This window comes from Candidatus Vicinibacter affinis (genome assembly GCA_016714365.1).
Taxonomy (GTDB): domain Bacteria; phylum Bacteroidota; class Bacteroidia; order Chitinophagales; family Saprospiraceae; genus Vicinibacter; species Vicinibacter affinis.
Map to the genome: position 1 here is coordinate 1,735,365 of JADJNH010000005.1, position 23,547 is coordinate 1,758,911.

Genomic DNA, 23,547 nt, shown 5'->3' on the forward strand with positions numbered 1-23,547 from the left:
TTTATGATGTAAAAATGGAATCTATTTAATCCTACTATTAAAACGTTTAATTTCTTTTTAATCCCGTTTAAATTTACCTGACTCCTAATGAATATTTATGGAAGGTCTGTTGAAAGATTATGAATGGGTAAGCAGTACCAGTAAAACATCTCCATTGTTCATTTTCTGAAAACACTTTCAAACTGGTAGTTTATCTTTCAAATGAAATAAATAGCAATTAAAAGTGATCGTATTAATTTTTAGATTTAATAATTTTTTTCGTCAGTTTTTGATGATTTAAAATTACGGTGACAATGTATATGCCATTCCCAAGTTCGCTAAGGTCAATTTGCATGTGCTGTTCTTTAATCGCTAAAGATTTCCACAATTTTCCCAGGGCATCTCTTAATTCAATGCGGCCTCCTGAAATGGGGATGGCAGAAAAGCTGAGTTTTAATTCATCCTGAATCGGATTAGGAAACAGGCTGATTTGAAGAGGGCTTTCGTGGTTTTCAACAGCGGTTGTGTTGGGAACAACTTCAATAACATGTGGGTCGTCAAAGGTAAATTTACCATCATTGTCAATGGACTTGGCCAATACTGCATGCAAGCCCAATTCTGAAGGCGTCCATGACACCGCATATGGAAAAGTACTGTCTGTCCCCACTAAAACAGAACCTACAAAAAATTCAACCTTTTGGATTCGACCATCCGGGTCGGTCGCGGTTGCAGAAATGTCCAAGGGAAGATTTGCAGGAACCCTTGCGTTGTTTGCAGGAGTAAGGAGTGAAGTCTCCGGCTCATTGCCACAAATACCGGATAGCACACAGAGGGCATCGTACTTGGGGGCTTTTGATAAATTTTTGAGGTAAGCAAGGTCCTCGGTTGCACCCCAGCAGCCGTAGCGGCTTACGCCGGCACTCATGACAAAATAATTGACCACATCATTGGTTCCTACAGGGGCGGTTCCGTTGGCCCTGGCAGAAAACCAATTGTCCCGATAATGATGAAGGACGGCTGTTTTCATCTCAGGAAGGCGGTTGGCCAGAATCCGGTTTCCCACATTGACGGTGCTCCCGCCACCATTGTCCGGTCCTCCTTCGTATTGGAGATGTTTGATTTTCCATTGGTCGGCAAACTGTGCCAGGGTCTGAATGCTTGCCACATTGCCGTCACTGTTGGCATTCATGGCGGTTATAATCTGTTGCGGGCTTGCATTGGCAGCTGCAGATCCCTCATTAAAATAGGGTGCAGATGCGATCCCGTAAATAAAGTTTTTGGGTGGACCGTAGCTTTGGTTGATCCAGTTCAACACATCGTCATACCAGGGAAGCCAACCGCCCACCTGCCAGGCAAATACCGGACGGATTTTGGTTCTGGAGGCTACGGTTACCCCCATGACGTTTTCAAATATTTTTCCAAATTTGATCACCTGTTTGGCAACCCTTCTGGCTCGCCTGCGGTCATCCCAGGGGGTGCTGGCTCTGATGTCAGCATCTTCGGCGGATTGGAGCACTGCATTGAAATTGTATTGGTATTGCGAAAAACTGCCATTCCATACTTCATTGCTGTATTCCAGATAAATATTGAGTTCAGGTCGCAAGGTATTCTTCATCAACCTTGCAAGTTCGACCACATACACACTGTCAGCGTCCACCGGAATATTGATCCAGATGTCTTTGGCCGTGTAGTTTGCCAGGGCGATGATGACTTCCCAGGGTGCGCCCTTTACATAGCGAGGTGCATTAAGGTTTTGTCTCTGAGACCAGGTCTGCATGTTGGGATAGTTGCGGTCGCTGTTGTTGGTTTTAAGAAAGTCCATAAACCTAAGCGTGCTGAACGGACTCAAGGCATTCAGATAGGCGGTTCGGAAGATCTGAGGACTGTGGTGCGGATAACCGGGACGCATCAGTCGGATATTTTTTACACCGGCTACTCCTGTGGAATGATTCGTCTGGAGAAAGTTGACCATCAGAAATCCGTAATTGCCCAGCGTGTTTACATTAGGTCCGCCGCCTGGTGGAAAAACAATGTCCACGTTGGTGGTATTGGTAACAGCATTATAAGTTTTATTCAAAAACTGGATGGGCGCATCACTCCAGGAAGTTAAGTTGGCTTGCCCGGTAAAGCTAAGTGTATAGGTACCACTTTGGTCCACCACATATTTCTGAGGATCGTCCGGCGCATTGTTCCAGGCATTGGTAGGGCGGTGATCAAAGAACACGACCCTAAAATCTTCCAGCGGCCAGCCGGCTGCATCGGTCCTCGCATTGCTTCCGGTCGCTACACTCTGCCAGGCAGTGGCGGTCAATGTTACATTGGGAAATTCCAGCGCAATCCCTCCAATTCCATCCAGTCCCACCCCAATTTTGCCTGCAAAGGGTTGCCCAAAACCCACACAGGAATACATCAAGGTGAGAGCTACAAGTAAGAATTTTATTTTATGCATGGCTATTTTATTTTGGTGAAACTGCCTTCAAATATAATAGAAAAAATTATTTACTTTTATTCATTAATAATTTACTGGTTGTGGCAATAGATCTTTCAATTAGTTATAATAGAACCTTCAGGATTTTTACTGCATCTATGATCACAATACGATCCAAAGTTTTTAACTTTTTGATGCATGTATAGAGGGAGTTTGATTCATGGAAATATTTGACTAGCAGGCCGCATTGCAAATGCTATGATCAAATGGCATCGCAGTTTCAAACTGCGACGAGCGTCACAAAAAAAGTAGATTGTCGCGGTTTGCAACCGCGACACCATACGATCTAAAGTTTTTAACTTTTTGATGCATGCAGGGAGGGAGATTGATTCATGGAAATATTAGACTAGCAGGACGCATTACAAATGCTATGATCAAATGACATCACAGTTTCAAACTGCAACGAACATCACAAAAAAAGTAGATTGTCGCGGTTTGCAACCGCGACACCATACGATCCAAAGTTTTTAACTTTTTGATGTATGTAGGGAGGGAGATTGATTCATGGAAATATTTGACTAGCAGGCCGCATTAAAAATGCTGCAATCATATGTCATCGCAGTTTCAAACTGCGACGAGCAGTTGGGTAAATCTTGGTTAATTAAGACTCAACAACTATTTTTCCTTCTCCTCCGCTTTTTCCTGCTTCTTGAAGTAGCCTCTGAAGAAAATGTTGTGTTTGAGCGCTTCGAGATTTTCATTCAATAGCTTTCCTGCTTTATGAGTTTGCCGCAAGGTGGAATCCAAATTGGTAACCGCGCGGTCGATTTTGTTCACCAATTTAGGGTCATTGGATAAGTAGTTGATACTTCCCTTGCCGTCCTTAAGGTTTAATATAGTGGCATTCAGATTTTCCAATACCTGGTCAAGTTTGCTGACGGAGCTTTGAACTTGTGATACGGTTCCTTTGATCTGACTTGCCACCAAACTGTCCTGCAGAACTCCCACCACAGAATTCTTTTTTTGAAGGGAATGCAGCAGATTGTTAAAGGTCGTCATGGATTCAGTGGTCATGCGACTGGTGGTCTTTAGATTATTGAGTGTTTCTTTTAAGTCGCTGGTTATTTTGGGATCTTTCAACAAGGTACCTAACACACCTTCTCCGTTCAGGATTTCTTCGGTAATTTTCAACAGGTTGGCTGATAGTTTTGCAGCATTGTCATTGGTCACATTGAAGGTATTCAGCAAATCATCTGTACTGGTGCGGCTGAACGTAGTAATGGTGTCTCCCGAAACTACCGGAGGTTCGGTATCCTTGCCCGGAATGATGTTGACGATCATATTTCCCACCAATCCATCGGATCCGATAGTGGCTACTGCATCTTTAGTAATAAACTTCATGATGTTTTTATCGATGGCCATTTCCACCCGGATGGATTTGTCCTGCATCATCTCAATGGCATTCACGGTACCGGCATCGACACCGGAATAACGGACAGAGTTACCCAGAATCAGTCCATTGATATTTTTGAAGTAAGCACTGATGGTTAAAGTGTTACCAAACAACCGCTGTCGGTTGCCAATCAGGTAAACGGTCAGTATAAATAGGGCTGTTCCGGCGATGACCAGAATTCCCAAGCGAATATTTTGTCTAATTGTTTTTTCCATTTGAAACTATTTGAAAAAGGCTTTCACCTTAGGATCTTCTGAAACGTACAATTCTTCAAAAGTACCTTCAGCATAATTAATACCATCCACCAGCAAAATCATCCGGTCAGATATTACTCTGGCACAATCCACATCATGGGTGATGATGATGGAGGAGGTGTTGTATTCCGTTTGAATGGATTTCATCAGCAGGACAATTTCTTTCGAGGTGATGGGGTCCAATCCGGTTGTAGGTTCATCATACAGAATGATCTTTGGTCTGAGTATCAGCGTGCGGGCCAGGGCGATTCTTCTTTTCATACCACCGGAGAGTTCGTTGGGCATGAGTCGCATGGTATGTTCCAAACCTACACTTTTTAACGCCTCCGTGACCAAGGGGGTGGTGTCTTTTAATTCCCCGAATTTTTTGGTGTGTCTTCTCAGTGGAAATTCCAGATTTTCCCGAACGGTCATGGAATCATACAAGGCACTTCCCTGAAATAAAAACCCCACTTCTGTCCGTAACTCGTTGAATTCCTCCTGATCCAGTTCTTCAATGTTCTGACCCATCACCTGGATGGTGCCGCTGTCGTGTTCCTCAAGCCCAATAAGGCATTTTATCATTACGGATTTTCCGGATCCCGACTTCCCCATGATCACGAGATTTTCCCCTTCGTACAAATCCATGTTAAACCCATTCATCACATGGTTATTCCCATATGATTTTTTGAGGTCTCTGATCTCTACCACTTTTTTTCCGGCCAGCTGAAATTTATTCATACTACTTCAGATCGTCAAAAATACCGGTGACCAACACCACCACAAAATCAATGATAAACAATAATAAGGAGGTATACACCACCGCTGAATTGGCAGCCACTCCAACCCCTGCCGTTCCGTTCTTGCAATTGTAACCCATGTAGCAACCCACCAACCCTATGGCAAATCCAAAGAAGAAAGATTTAATGGTGGCAGGCATCAAGTCACTGAATTCCAAACTTTGAAACATGGAGTTGAAATACAGGGTAAAAGAAACATTGCCTTTCACGTTTTCAACGATGAATGATCCATAAAGTGCAATGCCGTCACTGAGGATGACCAATAGAGGGAGCATCAAAGTTGTGGCAAGAATTCTGGTAACCACAAGATATTTGAAAGGATTGGTTCCGGAGACCTCCATGGCATCAATCTGCTCTGTCACCCTCATAGAACCTAATTCTGCACCTATTCCGGATCCAATTCGCCCGGCACATATCAGGGCAGTAATAATCGGCCCTATCTCCCGCACTATAGAGACTCCTACCATCAATGGCATCCAGGAGACGGCGCCAAATTCCTGTAAGGTCGGACGCGATTGTAAGGTAAATACCAAGCCTATGATAAATCCGGTTACGCTCACCAGTAAAAAGGATTTGTTCCCCATGTTGTAACACTGGCGGATAAACTCCTTCCATTCAAACGGCCTGTTAAAACATTCTTTAAAAAAACGCCCTGCGAAATAGGACATCTCTCCTACTTCCTGAAGGATAGGGGTAACTGATTTGAATATGTTGTCGAAAAATGCCATTGGTCTTTAGGAGAACATTTAAGGTATGTTAAACCAAAATTACGACTTTTAAAGGAGAAAAAAGTGAAATTGAGCATCTTTAAGCATTTATACATATTGTATTTTTAAATTGGTCAACACTATAAGATGTAAATTTTTTAACTTTTTGCTGCAAGAAGAGAGGGATATTGAGTCATGAAAATTCTGGACTAGAGGGCCGCATTGCAAATGCTATGATCATATATCATCGGAACAATAAAAAAACAAAAGATGATTGTCGCGGTTTGCAACCGCGACACCATACGATCCAAAGTTTTTAACTTTTTACGTAATATCAAGAAATAAAAATTTTTGTAGGTAAACAACATTTTTATAAGTTTGTAACTGTAACACTATACTATGAATGGACACAAGATTGTTAATCAAAATGCTTTGCATTTTATTACGCTTACCGTTGTAAGCTGGGCCGATGTTTTCAGCAGACCGGTGTACAGAGATATTGTTCTCGACAGCTTGATTTATTGTCAAAAGGAAAAGGGACTGGTCGTAAATTCCTATGTATTGATGTCCAATCATTTGCATTTAATTTGTTATACTAAAGCACCGAATTTATTATCAAATACCATCAGGGATTTCAAAAAGTTTACTTCAAAAAGAATCATCAAAGAAATAGAAACCAATAAATCTGAAAGCAGAAGAGAGTGGTTGTTACGGTTGTTTAAGTTTCATGCTAAATTTAATAGTGATAATTTGAATTACCAATTTTGGACACAGTACAATAAGCCTATGGAGTTGGAAAGTCCCGGATGGGTCATGCAAAAAATAAAATACATACACCTTAATCCTGTTAAAAATGGGTTGGTAGATGTTCCGGAGGCATACAGGTACAGCAGTGCAAGACAATATTTAGGTCATAGTGGATTGATTGATATTGAAGTATTGGACATTGGCCCTGATATCGGATACATTAGTTTATAATTACTAAGAAATTGGAAATGTAATTATCATACTAAAAAAAATGGATAGTTAGCAGGCCGCATTGAAAATGCTGCAATCGTATGGCATCGCAGTTTCAAACTGCGACGAACAATAAGACGAGCAATAAAAAACAAATGTGGATTGTCGCGGTTTGCAACCGCGACACCATACGATCCAAAGTTTTTAACTTTTTACGTAATAACAAGGAATAAAAATTTATATCCAACAGGCCGCATTGCAAATGCTATGATCAATAATGTTTGACGCTGGGAAGCATCAAACAACCAATCCCTACACCATCGGTTCCGATGCGGCCTTTTTCTTAAATGCTCTGTACAACAAAGTTCCTATGGTAATCAACCAACCCAATGGATATGGAACAATCAACAAGCCCCACCACCAGGAAAGTGTAGACGTTCCACCAAATCCACCCAGCGAAGAAATGTAAAAAAGAGATGCCACGCCCACCACGATCAGCAAAGCTGCATACAAAAATATCTTCTCGTGACGGTCTTTGGTAAGATTAGAAGACAAGGCAATTAAGACACTACCCACAGCAATCACAACGGAACCTTCAAGGGGATCCAAAGCACCTGCGATGACAGCTATCAAACCCAGGATAAACACAAGTCTTAACCAGTTGATTTTATTGTTCATGATGAATAATTTAGAATTGATGCAGTTATATGTAAAGCACATCCACTATTAAGTTCAACAGAATGCGCTTAACATAAGTTTCCTTTAGATGGACCATTGGCATTAGGACGGTTGCTTTGAGCTTCCCAGCTTAAAGCTTTCGATACTCGGTTGCTTTGAGCTTCCCAGCTTAAAGCTTTCGATACTTTCAAAAGGCAAGTTTAAAAATCGGGTTCAACATGTATGTGTGCTTAATGCCCAGACACAGGAAGCAAGCAATTAATTCACATCCTTTCCACGTTTAATTTTAAATTCAATCTGAACTCCTGAATTTAATCTTTGAGTGACACCGCCGACTTCATAATCCATCACTCCTGTGAAGGACATGGTTCCGATCACTCTTGCATCAACCTCTCCATATTCAGAGATATTTATCAGGGCGCCTTTAGGAATGGTACAATTGATGTATTCTCCATTTGTATAAGAAAGATCAATATCTCCGGCCACCGCGGCACTGCTGTTGGAAAAGAAAATAGCCTGAAAACTACCTGATCCCGGACTTCCCTCAAAAGCCCAATTGATGGAACTCGAAGTGGCCAGATTGGTGCTGTTGTTTTCTACCAGCGGTTGACAAAATACTTTTGTTTTATTTTGGTTTAGGTAAAATTGTAAATCGTCTCCGCTGTTATTGCTTAATAGAGAAATCGTTTGCCCGGCTTTGGGACCCTGATCAAATGTAATATTTATTTCGGTGCCTGCCGGATCTCCACCAAGATCTTCCAAACAAGAGTGGAGCATCAATGCAGATGCAAGCAGCATCGCTGCCAGATAGTATTTTGATAAAAATCTCATGCTTTAATTTTAATGATTGTCGGAATTGAAAATGATCATAATCATATTTTAGTACACAACTGCTGATATTCTGCATTCATCTGGTCGAAAATTTTAAATACTTTGCCAAGTAAATCTTCATCCACAATTTTTTCTGCGCTCACTGAATCATGTAATTTTTCAGTTTCAAGAAATTTGTACGTTTGCTCAAATGGGCCTATTTCAAATTTCAAAATAATTTTCCCGGCACTTTTGAATACGCTGATAAGTAAGGTGGGATGAGCAATCTGTCCAAGTAACCTCATGCAATTATTTTTTTTGAGAAATTATTTCTGAATAAAGTTGATACAAATTTTCATATTCAGGAAATTTGTCTGCCAACATTTTTTGTTGCATTTCCAGGGTTTTCCGGTCGCCGCGGTTGGCAGGTCCTGACTGAGTATTCCCGGGTCCGATGGTGAATACATTCCGGATCATGTTCTGCATCATCGGTTCCATCACCTCCAGCGGAACTCCACAGGAATCCAGTATTTTTTCAGTGATGCTTAAATTGTAATTGCTGAAATTATTTGCAAATACAGCAGCCACATGCACCCACTTTTTTTTCTCCTCATCAATGCGGAAAACTTTTTTGCTAAACTTTTTACACACAACTTCAATTTCATTCAGTATTGAATCAGTGCCGCTTAGAAATATTGGTACTTCGGGCCAGATTATTTTTGATTGAAATGTAAAGCTCTGCATTGGCCACATGCATGCTCTGTGTGTAAAATAAGTTGAAATGGCCTCTATTCCTCTTGAGCCGGAAGTATGACAGATATTTGCGGTGTGATCCAATTGCTTGCTTATGGCTTCACTAACTTCGGATATCGCATCGTCCTTTACACAGATGATGTATAAATCTGCCACCCGATTGAGCTCATTCCAATTATTTGTATAATCAGTATTAAATTGATCGGCAAGATTTTGAGCGTGTGTAAGTTCTCTGGAAAAAAATTGCATAATGTGAATTCCATTTTCCAACAATACAGGGCTCAATGCCTGGGCTAATTTTCCGGTACCGATCATGACCACATTACGGATCATCAGGCATTGGGTTTTTGTTTTCTTTGCCAGGCTCCGACTGCCAGACCTGCAACCATCATCAAACTGCCCAACCATACCAGATTAATACCGGGAAACTCAATAGTTTCCATCACGATGTAGTCTGTTCGAGGTCCTTGCTCTGTTATTTCCAATGGAAAAGCATTTGCTAATGGGTGAAAGGCAATTTCAAAACTCATCACACCGGTCTCGGGATTGATTTTAGAAAATTGTACACTCACTCCGGGATTTGCTTTTCGATCCGGGATGGGAATAATCGCATTTTCTCTGATCAGGTAGATCGGGTTTAATTGGATGGAAGAATTTTCTTTGGTCAATTTAATTTTGGCTGCAACGGCAATGTCATTTTCTTTTGCCTCAAACAAAGGGCTGGTAGGCGATTTGTCAAATCCTTCCAAACTAAAAACATAACCTTCTCCGATATTTTTACTTTCGCCTTCTTTGAGTTCGAGATGTTGAAATTTCAATAGACTTAAATCCGGAAAATAAACTTCATACGCAGAGTCAGGAATCTGAATTCTCACACCACCGCCATCCGAATTGGCCGGAAAACGATAGACCATATTTTCTCTGAAGAGGATACCGGTTTCCAACGCTTTTCTGTCTGAAGAATCAGTACCTCCAACGGTGAGTTTCGCACCAATTTTTAAATCACCTTCTTTCGTTTCAAATCCTTTGGGGTTGAAATCAAAATTCAATTCACTCAAAACAAAATAATGACTTTTACCAAAAACGGTGTCGCCCACTTTTAACCAATGCTTTATGTATTGAAGACTGTCTTCTGCCTTTCGTGCAGCTTCTGCATCCATTTGTACAGCAGGAATTTGGGCAATCAGTGTAAATATATCTTTTGAAAAATATCGCTTAATAGACGGATTGGATGCCGCCACTTTGGTGAGTTTATTGTCGTATTGTATCTCTGGATATACTTGAAATGAATCCAGTCTGGATCCGGAACTATCTGTTTGTACAAATTTTAATTTGTATTCCCGAATGGCACCTCTCATGGTGTCCTCCTGGTAATTGATCCAGTAAGGTTTAGCATATTTCTCCTGGTCTTTGATCAGAAGATAGTGCTTGTTTGCTTCGGAATCCATCCCGTTCAGCATCATATCCTCTTGAAAAAATTCGTCCGGCGCAATATTTCGTCTGTTGAGACCCGTAAATAAAATACCCATCAACAACAAACCAAATCCCATATGAGAAATTAAAGGTGTATAAGCCTTAAGCTGCTTGCCTAGTACAAATATTAAATACTGTAGAGAACTGATCAGACAGAACCAGGATGCAAAAAGTAAAGCGGCAATTGGGTAAGATTGATTGGATAGTTGATTTAAAATAACATAAGTAAGAATCCCACTGATCCCAATTCCAATTGTCAATTGAATCCAGAAATTTTTCCTGAGCCCGTCTCGTTGTATGCCTAAGTATTTTAAAAATATAGAAAATCCTGATAACAGACCAATCAGCAATCCGATCCATAATTGAAATCTATTATGATGAGCGACCACATCAACCGGCGCACTCTTGTGATAAGCAGCCACGTCAAGGCCACTCATGGATCCAAAGAAGTCTAATACTTTATTGTAAACAGGGATAGATGTGGAGAAACAAATTAATCCGGCACTGAATAAAAAAGTTAAAGCACCAATGAACATCCAAAATTCACGGGAGGAAACTTTTTCTTCCACTTCAAAACTGTGAATCTCTTTTTTTTGCTTGAAGAAAAAGTAGAAGGGTAGGACGATGCTGATAAAAATAAAGAAAACCAACTGCCATCCCAAACCTAAGCCAGTAAATGCGTGCACAGAGGTATCTCCCAACACCCCACTGCGCGTAAGGTAAGTGGAATAAATTACCAGCCCAAAGGACAGAAAATAAAAGACCAGCGTTGCTTTAATTGAATAGCGTGTATTCAGGGCTATCAGGTGAGTATGTATTCCTCCTACCAACACCAGCCAGGGTACCAGAGACATGTTTTCTACAGGATCCCATGCCCAGTAACCGCCAAAACTTAAAGCCTCATAAGCCCAGGCACCACCCATCAAAATTCCTAAACCCAATACCGCTCCGGAGAGTTGACTCCAGGGCAGACATGGTCTGAGCCATTGCTCATATTTTTTTAAAAATAGAGAAGATAACGCATAGCAAAATGGAATTACCGTCGAAGCGAAACCAAAAAACAAGGTAGGCGGGTGAATCAGCATCCAGTAGTTTTGAAGCAATGGATTCATACCGTTGCCTTTGATTAGAGAGACATAGTCTGCTTTTTTAAACAAAGGAATATCCATGGTTTCGCGCAGCAACAAAAATGGATTGGAACCAATTCTTGCACCAAAGAAATAGACACCCAAAATCATGCTCATGAGTATCGCCTGGACCGCAAATAAAATTCCGAGATTGCTCACGGTAAATGCATTCTTTTTACGCAACAGAAGCCAGGCCATCACCGCATTCCAAAACATCCACAACAGAAAAGAACCTTCCTGACCCTCCCAAAAGGCAGAAAGGATATATCTCATGGGCAGTTCGTCAGAAACGTGTTCCCATACATAATGAAATTCATAATAATGATTGGACATCATAAAAAGCATAGTTCCAATGATGCCTAGAAGTGCCGTGCTGTGGACAATCAGCCCGATTTTGATCCAACGCATCCAAACAGGTTTGTTGTCCTTTTTTTCCTGATAGTATAGGTACGCCATCAAAACCAGGTAAAGGGCTGAGTAAAAACTGGTGAGTATAAATAAATGACCCAGATGTTGCACCCAAAGATGCTCTCCCACATATTGAACCTCCGTCATGTGTGATTAACTTTCGCTTTTGATATAGACTTCTTCGTCTTTGTACTTGGATGGACATTTTAACAAAACATCCTTTGCCATAAAAACACCATCCTGCATTTTTCCGGTTACCACAATTTGCTCAGATAATTCAAAATCCTGAGGTTTGGCAGCATTGAGGATAACTTTCAAGGTTTCTCCTGATTTATCGGTTACATAGAAACTAAAATGATTAGGGTCTTTTACCGGATCGTAGACCATGTCCTTTTCTTTTGCCAATTGGCCTACAATTTTCACCAAACGTCCTGTGGACCTCGCATCTTTAAAACTGGCATAACTGGTGATGTCCTTGGAGGCAGAAACTAAAACAGCAATGGCCACTCCGATAAGAATCAAACCAATAATAAACGATCTTTTCATGATACAAAATTAAACTTTTATGACGAATCTAATCAATCAGCCTTGATCCAAGTCTAAACAACCTTAGGCAAATGTTAATCATCACCCGGGAAATTGTTAAAAACTAAGCCTTGAATACCCATTTTATTGATTCACTAACAGAAGAATTCAGTGAATTGTTAAATAACGGGCATTTCATATTTTATCTTTAATATTGTAACAAAAATCAATATGAGAAGATTTCTAAGATCAGCAATTCTTTTAATTGGCTGCCAAATCAGTTTAGAGGCTCAAATTCCAATGGAACGTTGCGGACATGTGCAGTTGATGTCTCAGGCAGAAAAGTCCCATCCGGGATACCAACACGCGGTGCAAACAGCCTTTAATTCCACCAAATCCGCTCTGCATCAAAGGACTGGTGATGTTCGGAGGATTCCGATGGTGTTCCATGTGCTTTGGAACAATTTAGTTCAGATTCAGAACATTCCGGACTCCGTTATCCTCAGACAAGTGGAAATTCTAAACGAGTCATTCCGCGCAACCAATAAGGACAAGGATCAACTAAGATCTCAGTTTGGCATAAGTGCTGCCGACTCGGAAATTGAATTTTACCTCGCTGACATAGATCCGGATGGCAATGCAAGCAATGGGATCGTACGCAAGTCCACCTCCAAAAAATTTACCATTAATCCTTTGACCGGAGGAATCAACATTGATATGAAATCAGCGGCAAAAGGCGGTTCCGATCCATGGCCAACTGAAAAATACATGAATGTATGGGTCGTGAACATGCCTTTGAGTTTTTTTGGTCAGGAACAAATTGCAGTGCTTGGCTTTGCAACTCCACCGGCTGATTTACCCAACTGGCCTTCCAATGCCCTCGATGGAGTAGGGGCAGATGGGGTGGTGATGCAATACCAGTTTATTGGCGACAACAATGAAACTTTAAAGTCATTGCCTGTTGAATTTTCATTTGCGAACAGAGGTCGTGCACTGGTACATGAGACTGGACATTATTTGGGATTGAGACATATCTGGGCAGACAAAGGAAACCCTTTGCTGGGGACTCCATCCTGCACAAATGCTCAGGGCATTCCGGAAGATGACGGAATGGAAGACACCCCCTATTGTGGCGGAAACTCCCAGACCGACGGTTGTGATCCGGAAAAGAATACCTGTAATGAAAACAATCCTGACCTGCCCGATATGTGGGAAAATTATATGGATTACTCAGAAGAAAGATGCCAGGTGCTCTTTACACCCGATCAGGCTGCCTTCATGAGAAATACGCTGGAGACTAAAAGAAAAAATTTAGTGAGCTGGAATTCCGGTCCGACCGGAACAATTGCAGCAGAATCATCCGGAATTAAAATATTTCCTAATCCGGCAAGTGACATCCTGAATATAGAATCATTGGTTGACGAGGTGATTTCAAAAATCACCCTTACCGATTTATTGGGGCGGCAAATAAAAATTGACCAAAGTGGTAATAATCAATTCATGCAAATAAATCTCTTGGGTCAAGCATCAGGATTGCACCTCATCAGGGTCTATAATGAGGCAGGTAAAATGGTTGCGCAAGAAAAGATTTTTTTGCTGAACAAATAAACAAGTTTTACCGGCAAATCCAAACAATTAAGTTTGGTATAAATAAGAATGGAATGAAGAATTGGATTTACGCACTCGCTTGCATTTTAGCTTGGATGAATCATCTGGAGGCCACACACATTGTAGGAGGGGACATGACTTATCGTTGCCTGGGAAATAACCAATATGAAATTTCTTTGACGGTCCGGCGAGATTGCCTGAACGGGAATCCCGGGGCTCAGTTTGATGACCCTGCTGCAGTAGGTATATTCGATTCCAGGGGATTTTTGGTTAGCCAGGTGGCCAATTTTGGAGTCCTGGAAATGAATTTGAGACTCGACGATACTTTGAATGATATCCTGGATACCCGATGTGGATTAAATGGAGGAGATGTTTGTGTTCATACCACTACCTACAAGGAAATCGTCACCCTGCCATTCAGGGATGAAGGATATATACTGGCTTATCAGCGCTGTTGCCGGAATTATACCATTGTGAACATTGTCGATCCGCTTACAGTAGGATCTACTTTTTCACTTAGGATCAGGGAGGAAGCGCTGAGCTTGTGTAACAGTAGCCCAATATTGAATAATTATCCGCCCACCTATATTTGTGGAGGGACGCCCATTGATTTTAACCTAAAGGCCACAGATCCTGAGGGGGACTCGCTGGTATACAGTTTGTGCAATCCACTGACAGGAGCCAATCAAATGAATCCCAGACCATCCACCCCTTCTTCACCTCCATACGACCCGGTAATATTCAAAGCCCCTTACAGTCTTGTAGACATGATTGGGGGAAATCCTGTATTAAAAATGGACGCAAGGACAGGGAGGATGACCGGATTCGCTGTGAATACCATTGCACAATACCTGGTGGCATACTGTGTGAAGGAATATCGGGATGGAGTATTGATCTCAGAGCTTCAAAGAGAATTCCAGATAAATGTGCGCAATTGCATGTCCGTGCCGGTCGCAGAATTTGATGTTAAATTGTTCAACTGTCAGGATCCCGTGCATCTCGAACTTACCGATCGATCCACGGATGCGTTTTCTAACATTGTAAGTTGGAATTGGAGAGTCTCCGCAGGCCCAACGATTCAAAACTCAACCTTGCGGAATCCGGTTTTTAATCTACCGGACAGCGGTACAGGAACCATCCGACTGGTTATCCGTTCCAAGGAGGGTTGTCAGGATACTTTAATCAAACCAATTACTTTCAACAATCTTAAACCTGCATTTTTTGCAGATTCATTTTTGATTTGCAGGGGCGACTCCATACAGCTATTGAAAAATCCAAGACCGGGTGTAAATTATGAATGGACACCTTCGACCGGCTTATCTTGCAACACATGTCCTAATCCGACAGCTTTTCCTTCTGTTACGACCACCTACTATTTGATGAGCATGGATACTGCTTGTTCACGCTCCGACAAGGTAACGGTTCAGGTTAAGTCCTGTATACTGGACAGTTGTGCGGTCAGTTTGATCCGCAAATGTCTTCCGGGAGGTTCCGTAGAAATTACCGCCCTGAACCATCTGGGAGTACCTGTGCAAGCCGGTGCACGTAGTTTTGAGTTGTTTTGGGACATCAAAGCCAATGCAACACAATCGGCTTATTCCATCATCAATCGAAATCCGATTGTCGTTCAGGATGGCAGAATAATGAGTCTCACCTCCAAAATATATTCCTGGCCAAAGGGAGTCCCGAAATCCATCGAATATGCACTCATCTGTCAACGCAGAATTACGGATACCATTAACTTGAATTGCACCGGTCCGTGCAAGGATTTTAATCTGGTACTCTCCTCCTGCGAAGATGATTATGATAAAAAATACAATTTGAATTTTCCACCTGCGATTTGTCAGTCGATTTGTAAAAATGAATGCAATTACACCATTGCACTTTTTGAATTAAACGGACAACTGATTGATCCTACCCAATATCAAATCAAATGGTCCAATGGCGCAACCGGATCTTATGTGATGCTCATGGGCCCTTATTACGACAATCTAAGTGTAGAAGTCAGGAAAGGAGATTGTGTCTGGTATGGCAGGTACATCAGAAGTTGTAAAGAATATAAATTTTCATTTTCAGCTGAAAATCTTGTCACCCGTTCTACCCGAAACAACAATGATTGTTTTTCAACTTTGAATACCAAGGAAAGAACGCAATCTGAAAATCTAATTCATTTTTCCATTCAACCCAATCCATTCAAAGAACAGGCACAGTTGCTTTTAAGATTTGATCAACAGGCAGGTGGACAAATTGAGGTCTTTGATCTGACCGGTCTAAAATTGTGGTCCCACCAAATTCCCGAAAGCAATTCCTTATTCTATACCATCGATCTCGGTACGTCAGTAATCGTACATTCCGGAATTTACATGGTGTGCTACACAGGCATGGATGGAAAGAAAAAGATTTTAAAATTAGTTAAGGGAACAGGAGGGTAAAAGTAGTTTGGTTGTTAATATAAAAACGGTGTTGTGGATTGTGTAAAGTGAGGGGGGGACGATTTTACTGAATTAATTAATTAGATTTTAGCAAATTCAGATTTCATTTATTTAAAATGCTTTAATAAATGCTGACTTTTTAATTTAATTTGAATATCAAAGAGATAAAGTATATTAATTGCCCCAGACATGTTAAGAGATTGCAAAATGGTTACAATGAATAGAATGGTTGACAAATTGTAATCTTGAAGACTGCATTCAATCCAATAAATTAAACTTTGATTTAATCAAAATATAGTCCCTTGAAATACCCATTAAAGAATCTTATTTTGTCGGGTTCAAATTGATTGCGTTTTGGCCTATTATTGGCATATACAAAACTAATTGCAAATTTTCCTTCTATGATCTAGTTGATGGTATCAATTTGCAATATTTCTAACTTATTAATAGCAGTTGTATCCAATTTATATTCATCGATAATCACGTCATTATCATGGGTGCAAAAGTCAGAATAGATAATTTTTTTATTATTGTAGTCATTAGAAAGTATGTCATAACAACCCAATTCGAATTCAATATTGGTAATACTTATTGACTCTACAAATACATTTCTTGTATCATAACTTTTTAAAAAAAACCAAATTTTTTTCTATCCTCATATAACCTACCTGAACTTTTAAACCAGCCTAATTTGTTAATTTTTATTGCATTTCCATATCCCTCTGGCCACTCTTTCTTTTCAAATACCAATACTTTAGTAATAGAATCAGTAATTGCTTCTGACTTAATACAGGGTTCCTTCTGGATTAGAACTTCTTTGTGACAATTGAAGCTAGCCAGAATAACTATTAGTAGAATTGATTTTTGGATTCGAAAATTCATATTCTAGGAGATTAACTTCTGCTGTAGTATATGATTCCATGGATTATTCATAATAAACTCCTTTGAAATAACCGTTGAAAAATCGTATACGATAAGGCTCATTTGGGTTGCGCTTGGGCCTCTTGTTGGCGTAGATATAACTTATAGCAAAATAACCTTCCACGATTTTATTGATCGTATCTAGTGTTGTGATCTCGATCCGGTTATTCAAAGCGGCTGTATCCGTGTAATATGCATCAATGATGACATCATCATCGTTGGTGGAATATTCACTGCCTATACCCAATGTTTGGTTAATATGAGGGTAGGCTATATTATAGCAGCCAATCTCAAAAGGTATGTTATATGTAATTATTATTTCATAAATTAAACTATCTTCACTTCGGCCGGTAAGACCAATTCCTAAAGATTTACCGTTATCATACCTGAAGCCATCTGATTTAAAATGTGAAGTATCATTTATTTTAAGTGCATAAGCATGGTTTTCATACTTCCAGTTTTTGCTAGTAAAAACTTTAGTTGTCGAATCGATAATCTGCTCTGTTTCAATACAGGGCTCCTCTTGAATGGGTATTTCTTTGTGACAGGAAAGGAGTGTGATGAATAATGAAATGATTGTTAGTTTAATTCTCATAACAATGGATTATAAGTGATTCATTAATCCAGATTTATTGACAAGCTCATCAGAATCGTAGGTGAAATATTCTATAAGCGTGTCCCCCTGTGCTTGCAGTTGAATTAGGTTGAAATTAATTAATAAGAAAGAAAGAGAAAGGTGTTTAAACATAATTATTCTTTAGACAAATATAACACTTAAATTTGTCTTTTTACGACTTTGCTTTGTTTTGCCATTTTTCTGCTAACTGAACGCAATTTGACACTAAAGAATTTGTTGGACCCAAGATGTTTTAAGCATTCACTGGATTCCATGTATCCATTTTACAAACTTTGGAGCTATATCACTTGTATGAGATGGTCTTTATCAGGGTTCTTAGCACCATAAAAAATTGATTATAATTTGATCACGCTTACCTTAAAGCTTCTTTGAAGTCATAACAATTTGCTACATAGCTGTTACCATAGTGTATTATTAAGTTGAGTTACAAAACATATTACGTTTTAATATAAATTATTTTCATTTAATAAAAATTTATTCACATGGAAATTTGCACTCCCAAATCAATTGCTAGATAAACGCCACCACATGCATTATTTTTTTCATTAATGGGTCTTGCAACTTGGACTCGGTACAAATTTAATTAATTATATCGAATTTCGAATCGAACTTGATAAATACAAAAGCTTGAAGATTATAAAACTGATTATTTGATAAAACTTAAAGCTTGTCCTTTAACACCAAGGGGCAATCTGTAATGTGTATGATTATATATTGGATAGCAATACCTTAATCAATGTATACTGTAAGTTTAACTTACCACCAGATTTTGAGTATGAATAGCACAACTTATTTTTCATCCATTTTTTTTAAGCGAAAATTTATTTCAAAGAGGTTTAAAATTGAAAATAAATAAATGAACTGCTGCTCTCCTGACTCAGTATTAAAAGGATCAGAATCAGTGACCAAAAGAATGCCAATAACCACCATGACATTTTTTCCACGACTTGCAGCACCAATGTATTGCGCATCATCCAATGGAAACTAATCAGTCCTGTTGTGATGATGCAAATTTTTACCATGCTCATGGTATGAAGCAGCGTCTTTGCGTCCGGAGCTTGATAAAACATAGAGGTCAGTAGTCGCCAGGCGGTGCTAAAATCCTGCGCCCGAAAAAATACCCAGGTAACGTTTATAAAGAAAAAGGTGACCATTGCAAGCATAAAATTTCGAAACGTTTTCCGCATGACCTTTTCTCCGGAACCGGACTTCTCAGAAATGACTACCTCAGCATCCGCTGTAGGAACTTTTTTATTTCTAAAATACAGGATGGTCTTCTCACCCCATAAATACAATCCATGCAAAGCCCCCCATACCACAAATGTCCAATTTGCTCCGTGCCACAGACCGCCCAGCAACATGGTGATCATAATGTTCAGGTAGGATCTGAATAGGCCACTCCGATTTCCACCCAGCGGAATGTAAAGATAATCTCTGAGCCAGGCAGATAAAGTAATGTGCCATCGCCGCCAAAAATCAGAGAAACCAATCGCCGCGTATGGATATAGAAAATTATGGGGAAGTATGAATCCCAGACAAGCCGCCACGCCAATGGCGCAGGTAGAATATCCTGCAAAATCACAAAAGATCTGACCACTAAAGGCCAAGACACCCATCCATGCATCTAATGTACTTAAGACATCTTTCGAATCAAAAACTTTGTTGGCGGATTCTGCCAGCATACTGTCTGCGAGAACGACCTTCATAAATAATCCCAAACTCAGCAACAGCAGCCCTTGCATAAGTTGTTGCATGGTTGCTTGTTTTGGATGTTCAAATTGTGGAACGAGTTGGGGTGGACGGACAATTGGTCCGGCAACCAGATGTGGAAAAAAAGTAACAAATAATGAAAAGTCCAGCATCGATTTTACCGGTTCACTTTTTTTGTAGTACATATCAATGGTGTAACACAAGGTGGTAAACGTATAGAATGAAATTCCGGCTGGGAGTATGATGTTCGGTTTGGCCGGATGAAAATCGAAACCAACCAGGTTCACCAGCAAGGTGAAATTTTCTAAAATGAAAGTGCCGTATTTAAAAAAGCACAACATGCCAAGATTTCCAATGAGACTGATGACCAACAATAATTTTTTCTTGTATTTATTTTCCTGCGTAAACAATGCCTTGCCTACATAAAAATCTACCACGGTAGACAGCCACAGCAATAAAATGAAAGGTGGATTCCAGGCAGCATAAAAGAGGTAGCTGGCGATCAGTAAATTTATTTTTTTGACTTTCCAGCTGAAAGGCAGATTATGCAATAACAACATAACCAGAAAGAAAACAATAAAAGTATATGAATTAAAAACCATGTCGTCTAAGTTGGTGGTGAGAACTTAATTAATTATTGCGGAATCGTTTTTAAATCTCCAGCCCTTTTCATTTTTTAAAATATGCACTAAGTTTTTTGTGTAAACCAAAGCATCCTCCGGAGTAAGGTGAGACCATTCCGGACAAATGAAATGTGCAATGGGAGGATAATCAGCAAAATGGATTCCTTGACATTTTGTGGTACTCAATAATTTTTCCCAATATTCTTGTCTTGGATAATTTTTATACTCACTTTCCAACATGATTCCGCTGGAAGGAGTGCGAATGAAAATTACTTGTCCGCCTCTGGATAATATTTGGGACACATTTTCTTTAACCTGATTTAAAATAGAATCGAGTTTAGGTCCTTGAACAGGTGGATCTTTACTGATCTTTTTTACAAAGGTCCACACATCTCTTACTTGTTGGTGCTTGTGGGTATCCTGTACAAAGTTTGCAGACATGTAATTTTGACGGTCAAAACTTACCCGCTCAAATCCAAAAGGAAATTCCGGAAAAACAAAAACACCGGGTCTGTTGGGTAATTTTATTTTATCTATTAATGCATTTAGTGAAAAGTAGTCTTTGTCGAGAAAAACAAATTGGGATTCCAATAAGTGGTTGACATGAAAACTAAATGCCTGTGCCGGAGTTCTGTCTTTTCGCCACTTTATATTTTTGGAGGGTCTTTCTTGATTTCTTGGCGACATGGAAAAAAATAAGGGTTCCGTTACATCGATTACAACCTTGCCGGAAAATTGCTTGTCATTGGCTAAATCCTGAAGGATGAGCAATGGCGAACTTCCTACACATGATAATTGAATCAAATTTTCTCCGGTAAGTGATTTCCAGGTATTGATGTCAACATCATATTTATTTCGGGACGAACCAACAAACACCGTGGCCTCCTCCTGCATGCTTATAGCACGATCCCTCTTATCAGCCCAAAGACTTTCTTCATCGTCGTATGACAGGTCTATCCCTTGCTGTCGCAAATACAATTCCCAACCAATAATGGTAAAGGAAACCAGGGCCATGGTCAAGAGAAAAGCTTTTAAAAGTGGGTTTGGAAACATGCAGACAGAATTAACTGGAATAGAAATAATATTAACACGCTTCAAATGTATGTAATTATTCCAGTTAATTTTCAACCACGATTTATAAATGTTGGATACATTGTAAAATCGAGTAACTGTATGTAGGGCATTGACCGTCGAATAAAATAGTCGGGTAAATTTTATGGGGATTAAGTAGATATTAAATATCTAAAATAGTCAGATTATACAGATTCTGATACCTCATCAAATAGTTATAGAATGAGAAATTTAGCTCGGCCTTTTTCATTTTAGCTAAAACTGATTTAAAAGGCGTTCAAAACAAAATACTGTTTGAGCTCGCCTGCAGATAAGCCAATGAATTTATAACAGTAAGGCCTAGAGCTATTATTGCTGCTTATGGCGAGTTTATTTTGTTTAGCTTTTTAGATCAGTTTTTGCGTTAAGAAATGAAAACAGCCTTGATTTTTTTTGGTTCTTTTTTGTATCAAGTTTATAACAGCGGCTCCGCTCTCAATCCTTTAAAGTAACTTGCGAGATGTAAAGCAGTGTTTACAAAAACCGTTTTGTGTTATGGTGCTCTCAGCCCCTTATCAAGTTTGGTAGTGTTCTTTGAATGACAATCCATTTTGGTGGTTCGCCTTTGGCGAAACCCCGTTTAAGAGCTTATACGATAATTACTCAGAACCTTAACACTGCTTTCGTTTTATTCACTTTAAAATTTTAAGAAAATGAAAAAAAAAAAAAACAAAAGCATTTCCGATTATTTATCCTAACGCGGCAGGTATAGATATATCAAGCAAAGAACATTATGTAGCAGTTAATCCTGAATCCACTGAAAAACCAATAAGAGCCTTTGGCGCCTTTACTGAAGACTTACACGCCCTAGTTGTGTTTTTAAAAGAATGCAAAGTAGATACAGTTGCTATGGAAGCTACCGGTATTTACTGGGTAAGTTTATTTTTAGTATTAGAAGATGCGGGTTTTGATGTTGTATTAGTTACAGCTAAACATGTAAAAAATGTAAGAGGAAGAAAACAGATGTTAGCGATGCTGATTGGATACGTCAATTACACAGTTGCGGATTATTATCTGCAAGTTTTCAACCCGATAAGTTTACTCGTAAATTAAGAGCATATATGCGTCATCGAAAAAATTTAATTGAAATGTCAGCTACACATATTCGCATGATGCATAAAGCTTTAGAACAAATGAATATTAAAATACAACATGTTATTGCGGATATTACAGGTAAATCTGGACAAGAGATTGTAAAATCCATCATAGCTGGTGAACGAAACGCAGAGATATTAGCATCTTGTTGCGATAGTAGAATTAGAGCCCATAAAAAGAGGGTATTATAAAATCCTTAACGGGGGTTTGGAAAGAGAAACGTTTTTGAACTAGAGCAAAGTTATTCAATATATCAATTCTATCATGCTTAAGCTAAAAGGAATGCGATGCTAAAATAGAAGAGCATCTTCGTGAAAAATCCGGAGTAGATACATTTGTGGAGCCCCAAAAAAAAGAAAAGAGTAATAAAAATAATTTGAATTTTAACGGAAAGGAAATGTTGTACGAACTAACGGGGACGGATTTAGCAGAAATTTTTGGGATTACGGAAACAAATGCTATAGAAATTATAAGCGAAGTCGGATTAGATATGAGTAAATGGCCAACGGTAAAACACTTTACATCATGGTTAAACTTAGCGCCGAATAATAAAATATCAGGAGGGAAAGTATTAAGTAGCCGGATTCCAAAAAGAAAAACCACGCAGGTCAAATATTTAGAATGGCGGCGTTTGCCATACAGCGTAGCAAAAATTGGTTAGCGATGTTTTATAATCGTATAAAAGCAAAAATGGGGCGCCAAAAGCAATTGTTGCGACTGCAAGAAAAATTGCGGCTATTTTTTATAAAATGGTAAAAGAAAGGGTTAAATTTAACCCAATACCAATCGAAAAATATATGGATGGGTTTAAAGAAAATCAAATTAAGAAGTTAAAACGACAAGCTAAAAACCTTGGTTTACAGATAGTTGAAATGTAGTTACTTAAGAGACAAAAAAGAACAAGGATAATCAGATGGAATTTAGTACAACTTTAGTGAATAACGAAGTCCTCAAAACAGGTTTTTCTCCAAATTATTGGCTTGACCAGAATAAAATTTGTATTACATTACCATCAGCAACTACGATATTTCAACCAGTTTACTTTTTAGACAACTAAATATAAACCAATAGAACATTAAT

The 23,547-nt window shown here is 39.4% G+C and carries 20 protein-coding genes; 6 read left to right on the top strand and 14 right to left on the bottom strand.

The features are described 5' to 3' along the window. Positions 1-232: 232 nt before the first annotated feature. The 4 genes from IPJ53_06865 to IPJ53_06880 form a co-directional block, all read right to left on the bottom strand. The gene (locus IPJ53_06865) at positions 233-2,428 is read right to left on the bottom strand and encodes a T9SS type A sorting domain-containing protein (protein MBK7798813.1); all 2,196 of its coding nucleotides are present in this window, start codon (positions 2,426-2,428) and stop codon (positions 233-235) included. A 654-nt stretch (positions 2,429-3,082) separates the two neighbouring features. Continuing rightward, a complete protein-coding gene (locus IPJ53_06870; protein ID MBK7798814.1) occupies positions 3,083-4,075 on the bottom strand; it encodes an MCE family protein in 993 nt (330 codons plus the stop codon). 6 nt (positions 4,076-4,081) lie between these two features. After that, on the bottom strand, positions 4,082-4,834 hold the full coding sequence (locus IPJ53_06875) for an ATP-binding cassette domain-containing protein (protein MBK7798815.1): 753 nt from the start codon (positions 4,832-4,834) through the stop codon (positions 4,082-4,084). A gap of 1 nt (position 4,835) precedes the next feature. Next, the gene (locus IPJ53_06880) at positions 4,836-5,621 is read right to left on the bottom strand and encodes an ABC transporter permease (protein MBK7798816.1); all 786 of its coding nucleotides are present in this window, start codon (positions 5,619-5,621) and stop codon (positions 4,836-4,838) included. A 378-nt stretch (positions 5,622-5,999) separates the two neighbouring features. Between IPJ53_06880 and IPJ53_06885 the strand changes: the two genes are divergently transcribed. Then, entirely contained in the window at positions 6,000-6,578 is a 579-nt protein-coding gene (locus IPJ53_06885) for a transposase (protein MBK7798817.1), read from the top strand. Between the two features lie 291 nt (positions 6,579-6,869). On the opposite strand, the gene IPJ53_06890 is transcribed toward IPJ53_06885, so the two are convergent. The 6 genes from IPJ53_06890 to IPJ53_06915 all read right to left on the bottom strand — a co-directional run bounded on the left by IPJ53_06890 (position 6,870) and on the right by IPJ53_06915 (position 12,352). Beyond that, a complete protein-coding gene (locus IPJ53_06890; GenBank protein ID MBK7798818.1) occupies positions 6,870-7,235 on the bottom strand; it encodes a hypothetical protein in 366 nt (121 codons plus the stop codon). A 258-nt stretch (positions 7,236-7,493) separates the two neighbouring features. Next, positions 7,494-8,066, bottom strand: a complete 573-nt coding sequence (locus tag IPJ53_06895) for a hypothetical protein (protein MBK7798819.1) — start codon at positions 8,064-8,066, stop codon at positions 7,494-7,496. A 41-nt stretch (positions 8,067-8,107) separates the two neighbouring features. After that, positions 8,108-8,350 (bottom strand): hypothetical protein, encoded by a 243-nt coding sequence (locus IPJ53_06900; GenBank protein ID MBK7798820.1) that lies wholly within the window; start codon positions 8,348-8,350, stop codon positions 8,108-8,110. A 4-nt stretch (positions 8,351-8,354) separates the two neighbouring features. Next, on the bottom strand, positions 8,355-9,131 hold the full coding sequence (locus tag IPJ53_06905; protein MBK7798821.1) for a DUF2520 domain-containing protein: 777 nt from the start codon (positions 9,129-9,131) through the stop codon (positions 8,355-8,357). Then, positions 9,131-11,953, bottom strand: a complete 2,823-nt coding sequence (ccsA, locus tag IPJ53_06910; GenBank protein MBK7798822.1) for a cytochrome c biogenesis protein CcsA — start codon at positions 11,951-11,953, stop codon at positions 9,131-9,133. The genes IPJ53_06905 and ccsA overlap by 1 nt, the downstream gene beginning before the upstream one ends. Positions 11,954-11,959: 6 nt before the next feature. Then, positions 11,960-12,352 carry a cytochrome c maturation protein CcmE gene (locus IPJ53_06915; protein MBK7798823.1) on the bottom strand — a complete coding sequence of 131 codons (393 nt, stop codon included), beginning with the start codon at positions 12,350-12,352 and terminating at the stop codon, positions 11,960-11,962. Positions 12,353-12,562: 210 nt separating this feature from the next. Here IPJ53_06915 and IPJ53_06920 point away from each other — a divergent pair, with 210 nt between their 5' ends. Together IPJ53_06920 and IPJ53_06925 are read left to right on the top strand one after the other, a co-directional pair. Further along, positions 12,563-13,939, top strand: a complete 1,377-nt coding sequence (locus tag IPJ53_06920; protein MBK7798824.1) for a T9SS type A sorting domain-containing protein — start codon at positions 12,563-12,565, stop codon at positions 13,937-13,939. A 53-nt stretch (positions 13,940-13,992) separates the two neighbouring features. Beyond that, positions 13,993-16,371, top strand: a complete 2,379-nt coding sequence (locus IPJ53_06925) for a T9SS type A sorting domain-containing protein (protein MBK7798825.1) — start codon at positions 13,993-13,995, stop codon at positions 16,369-16,371. 627 nt (positions 16,372-16,998) lie between these two features. Here the strand turns inward: IPJ53_06925 and IPJ53_06930 are convergent. From IPJ53_06930 to IPJ53_06945, 4 genes are all read right to left on the bottom strand, one after another. Further along, positions 16,999-17,253: a hypothetical protein gene (locus tag IPJ53_06930; protein ID MBK7798826.1), complete on the bottom strand. Its 255-nt coding sequence runs from the start codon at positions 17,251-17,253 to the stop codon at positions 16,999-17,001. A 43-nt stretch (positions 17,254-17,296) separates the two neighbouring features. Continuing rightward, on the bottom strand, positions 17,297-17,887 hold the full coding sequence (locus IPJ53_06935; GenBank protein ID MBK7798827.1) for a hypothetical protein: 591 nt from the start codon (positions 17,885-17,887) through the stop codon (positions 17,297-17,299). A gap of 878 nt (positions 17,888-18,765) precedes the next feature. Continuing rightward, the gene (locus tag IPJ53_06940) at positions 18,766-20,241 is read right to left on the bottom strand and encodes an MBOAT family protein (protein MBK7798828.1); all 1,476 of its coding nucleotides are present in this window, start codon (positions 20,239-20,241) and stop codon (positions 18,766-18,768) included. 24 nt (positions 20,242-20,265) lie between these two features. Further along, complete coding sequence (locus IPJ53_06945) at positions 20,266-21,315, bottom strand: hypothetical protein (GenBank protein MBK7798829.1); 1,050 nt, start codon at positions 21,313-21,315, stop codon at positions 20,266-20,268. A gap of 741 nt (positions 21,316-22,056) precedes the next feature. Between IPJ53_06945 and IPJ53_06950 the strand changes: the two genes are divergently transcribed. From IPJ53_06950 to IPJ53_06960, 3 genes are all read left to right on the top strand, one after another. Continuing rightward, on the top strand, positions 22,057-22,425 hold the full coding sequence (locus tag IPJ53_06950; GenBank protein MBK7798830.1) for a transposase: 369 nt from the start codon (positions 22,057-22,059) through the stop codon (positions 22,423-22,425). A gap of 8 nt (positions 22,426-22,433) precedes the next feature. Then, positions 22,434-22,658, top strand: a complete 225-nt coding sequence (locus tag IPJ53_06955) for a hypothetical protein (GenBank protein MBK7798831.1) — start codon at positions 22,434-22,436, stop codon at positions 22,656-22,658. Positions 22,659-22,864: 206 nt separating this feature from the next. Next, positions 22,865-23,128 carry an IS110 family transposase gene (locus IPJ53_06960; protein MBK7798832.1) on the top strand — a complete coding sequence of 88 codons (264 nt, stop codon included), beginning with the start codon at positions 22,865-22,867 and terminating at the stop codon, positions 23,126-23,128. Positions 23,129-23,547: the final 419 nt, after the last annotated feature.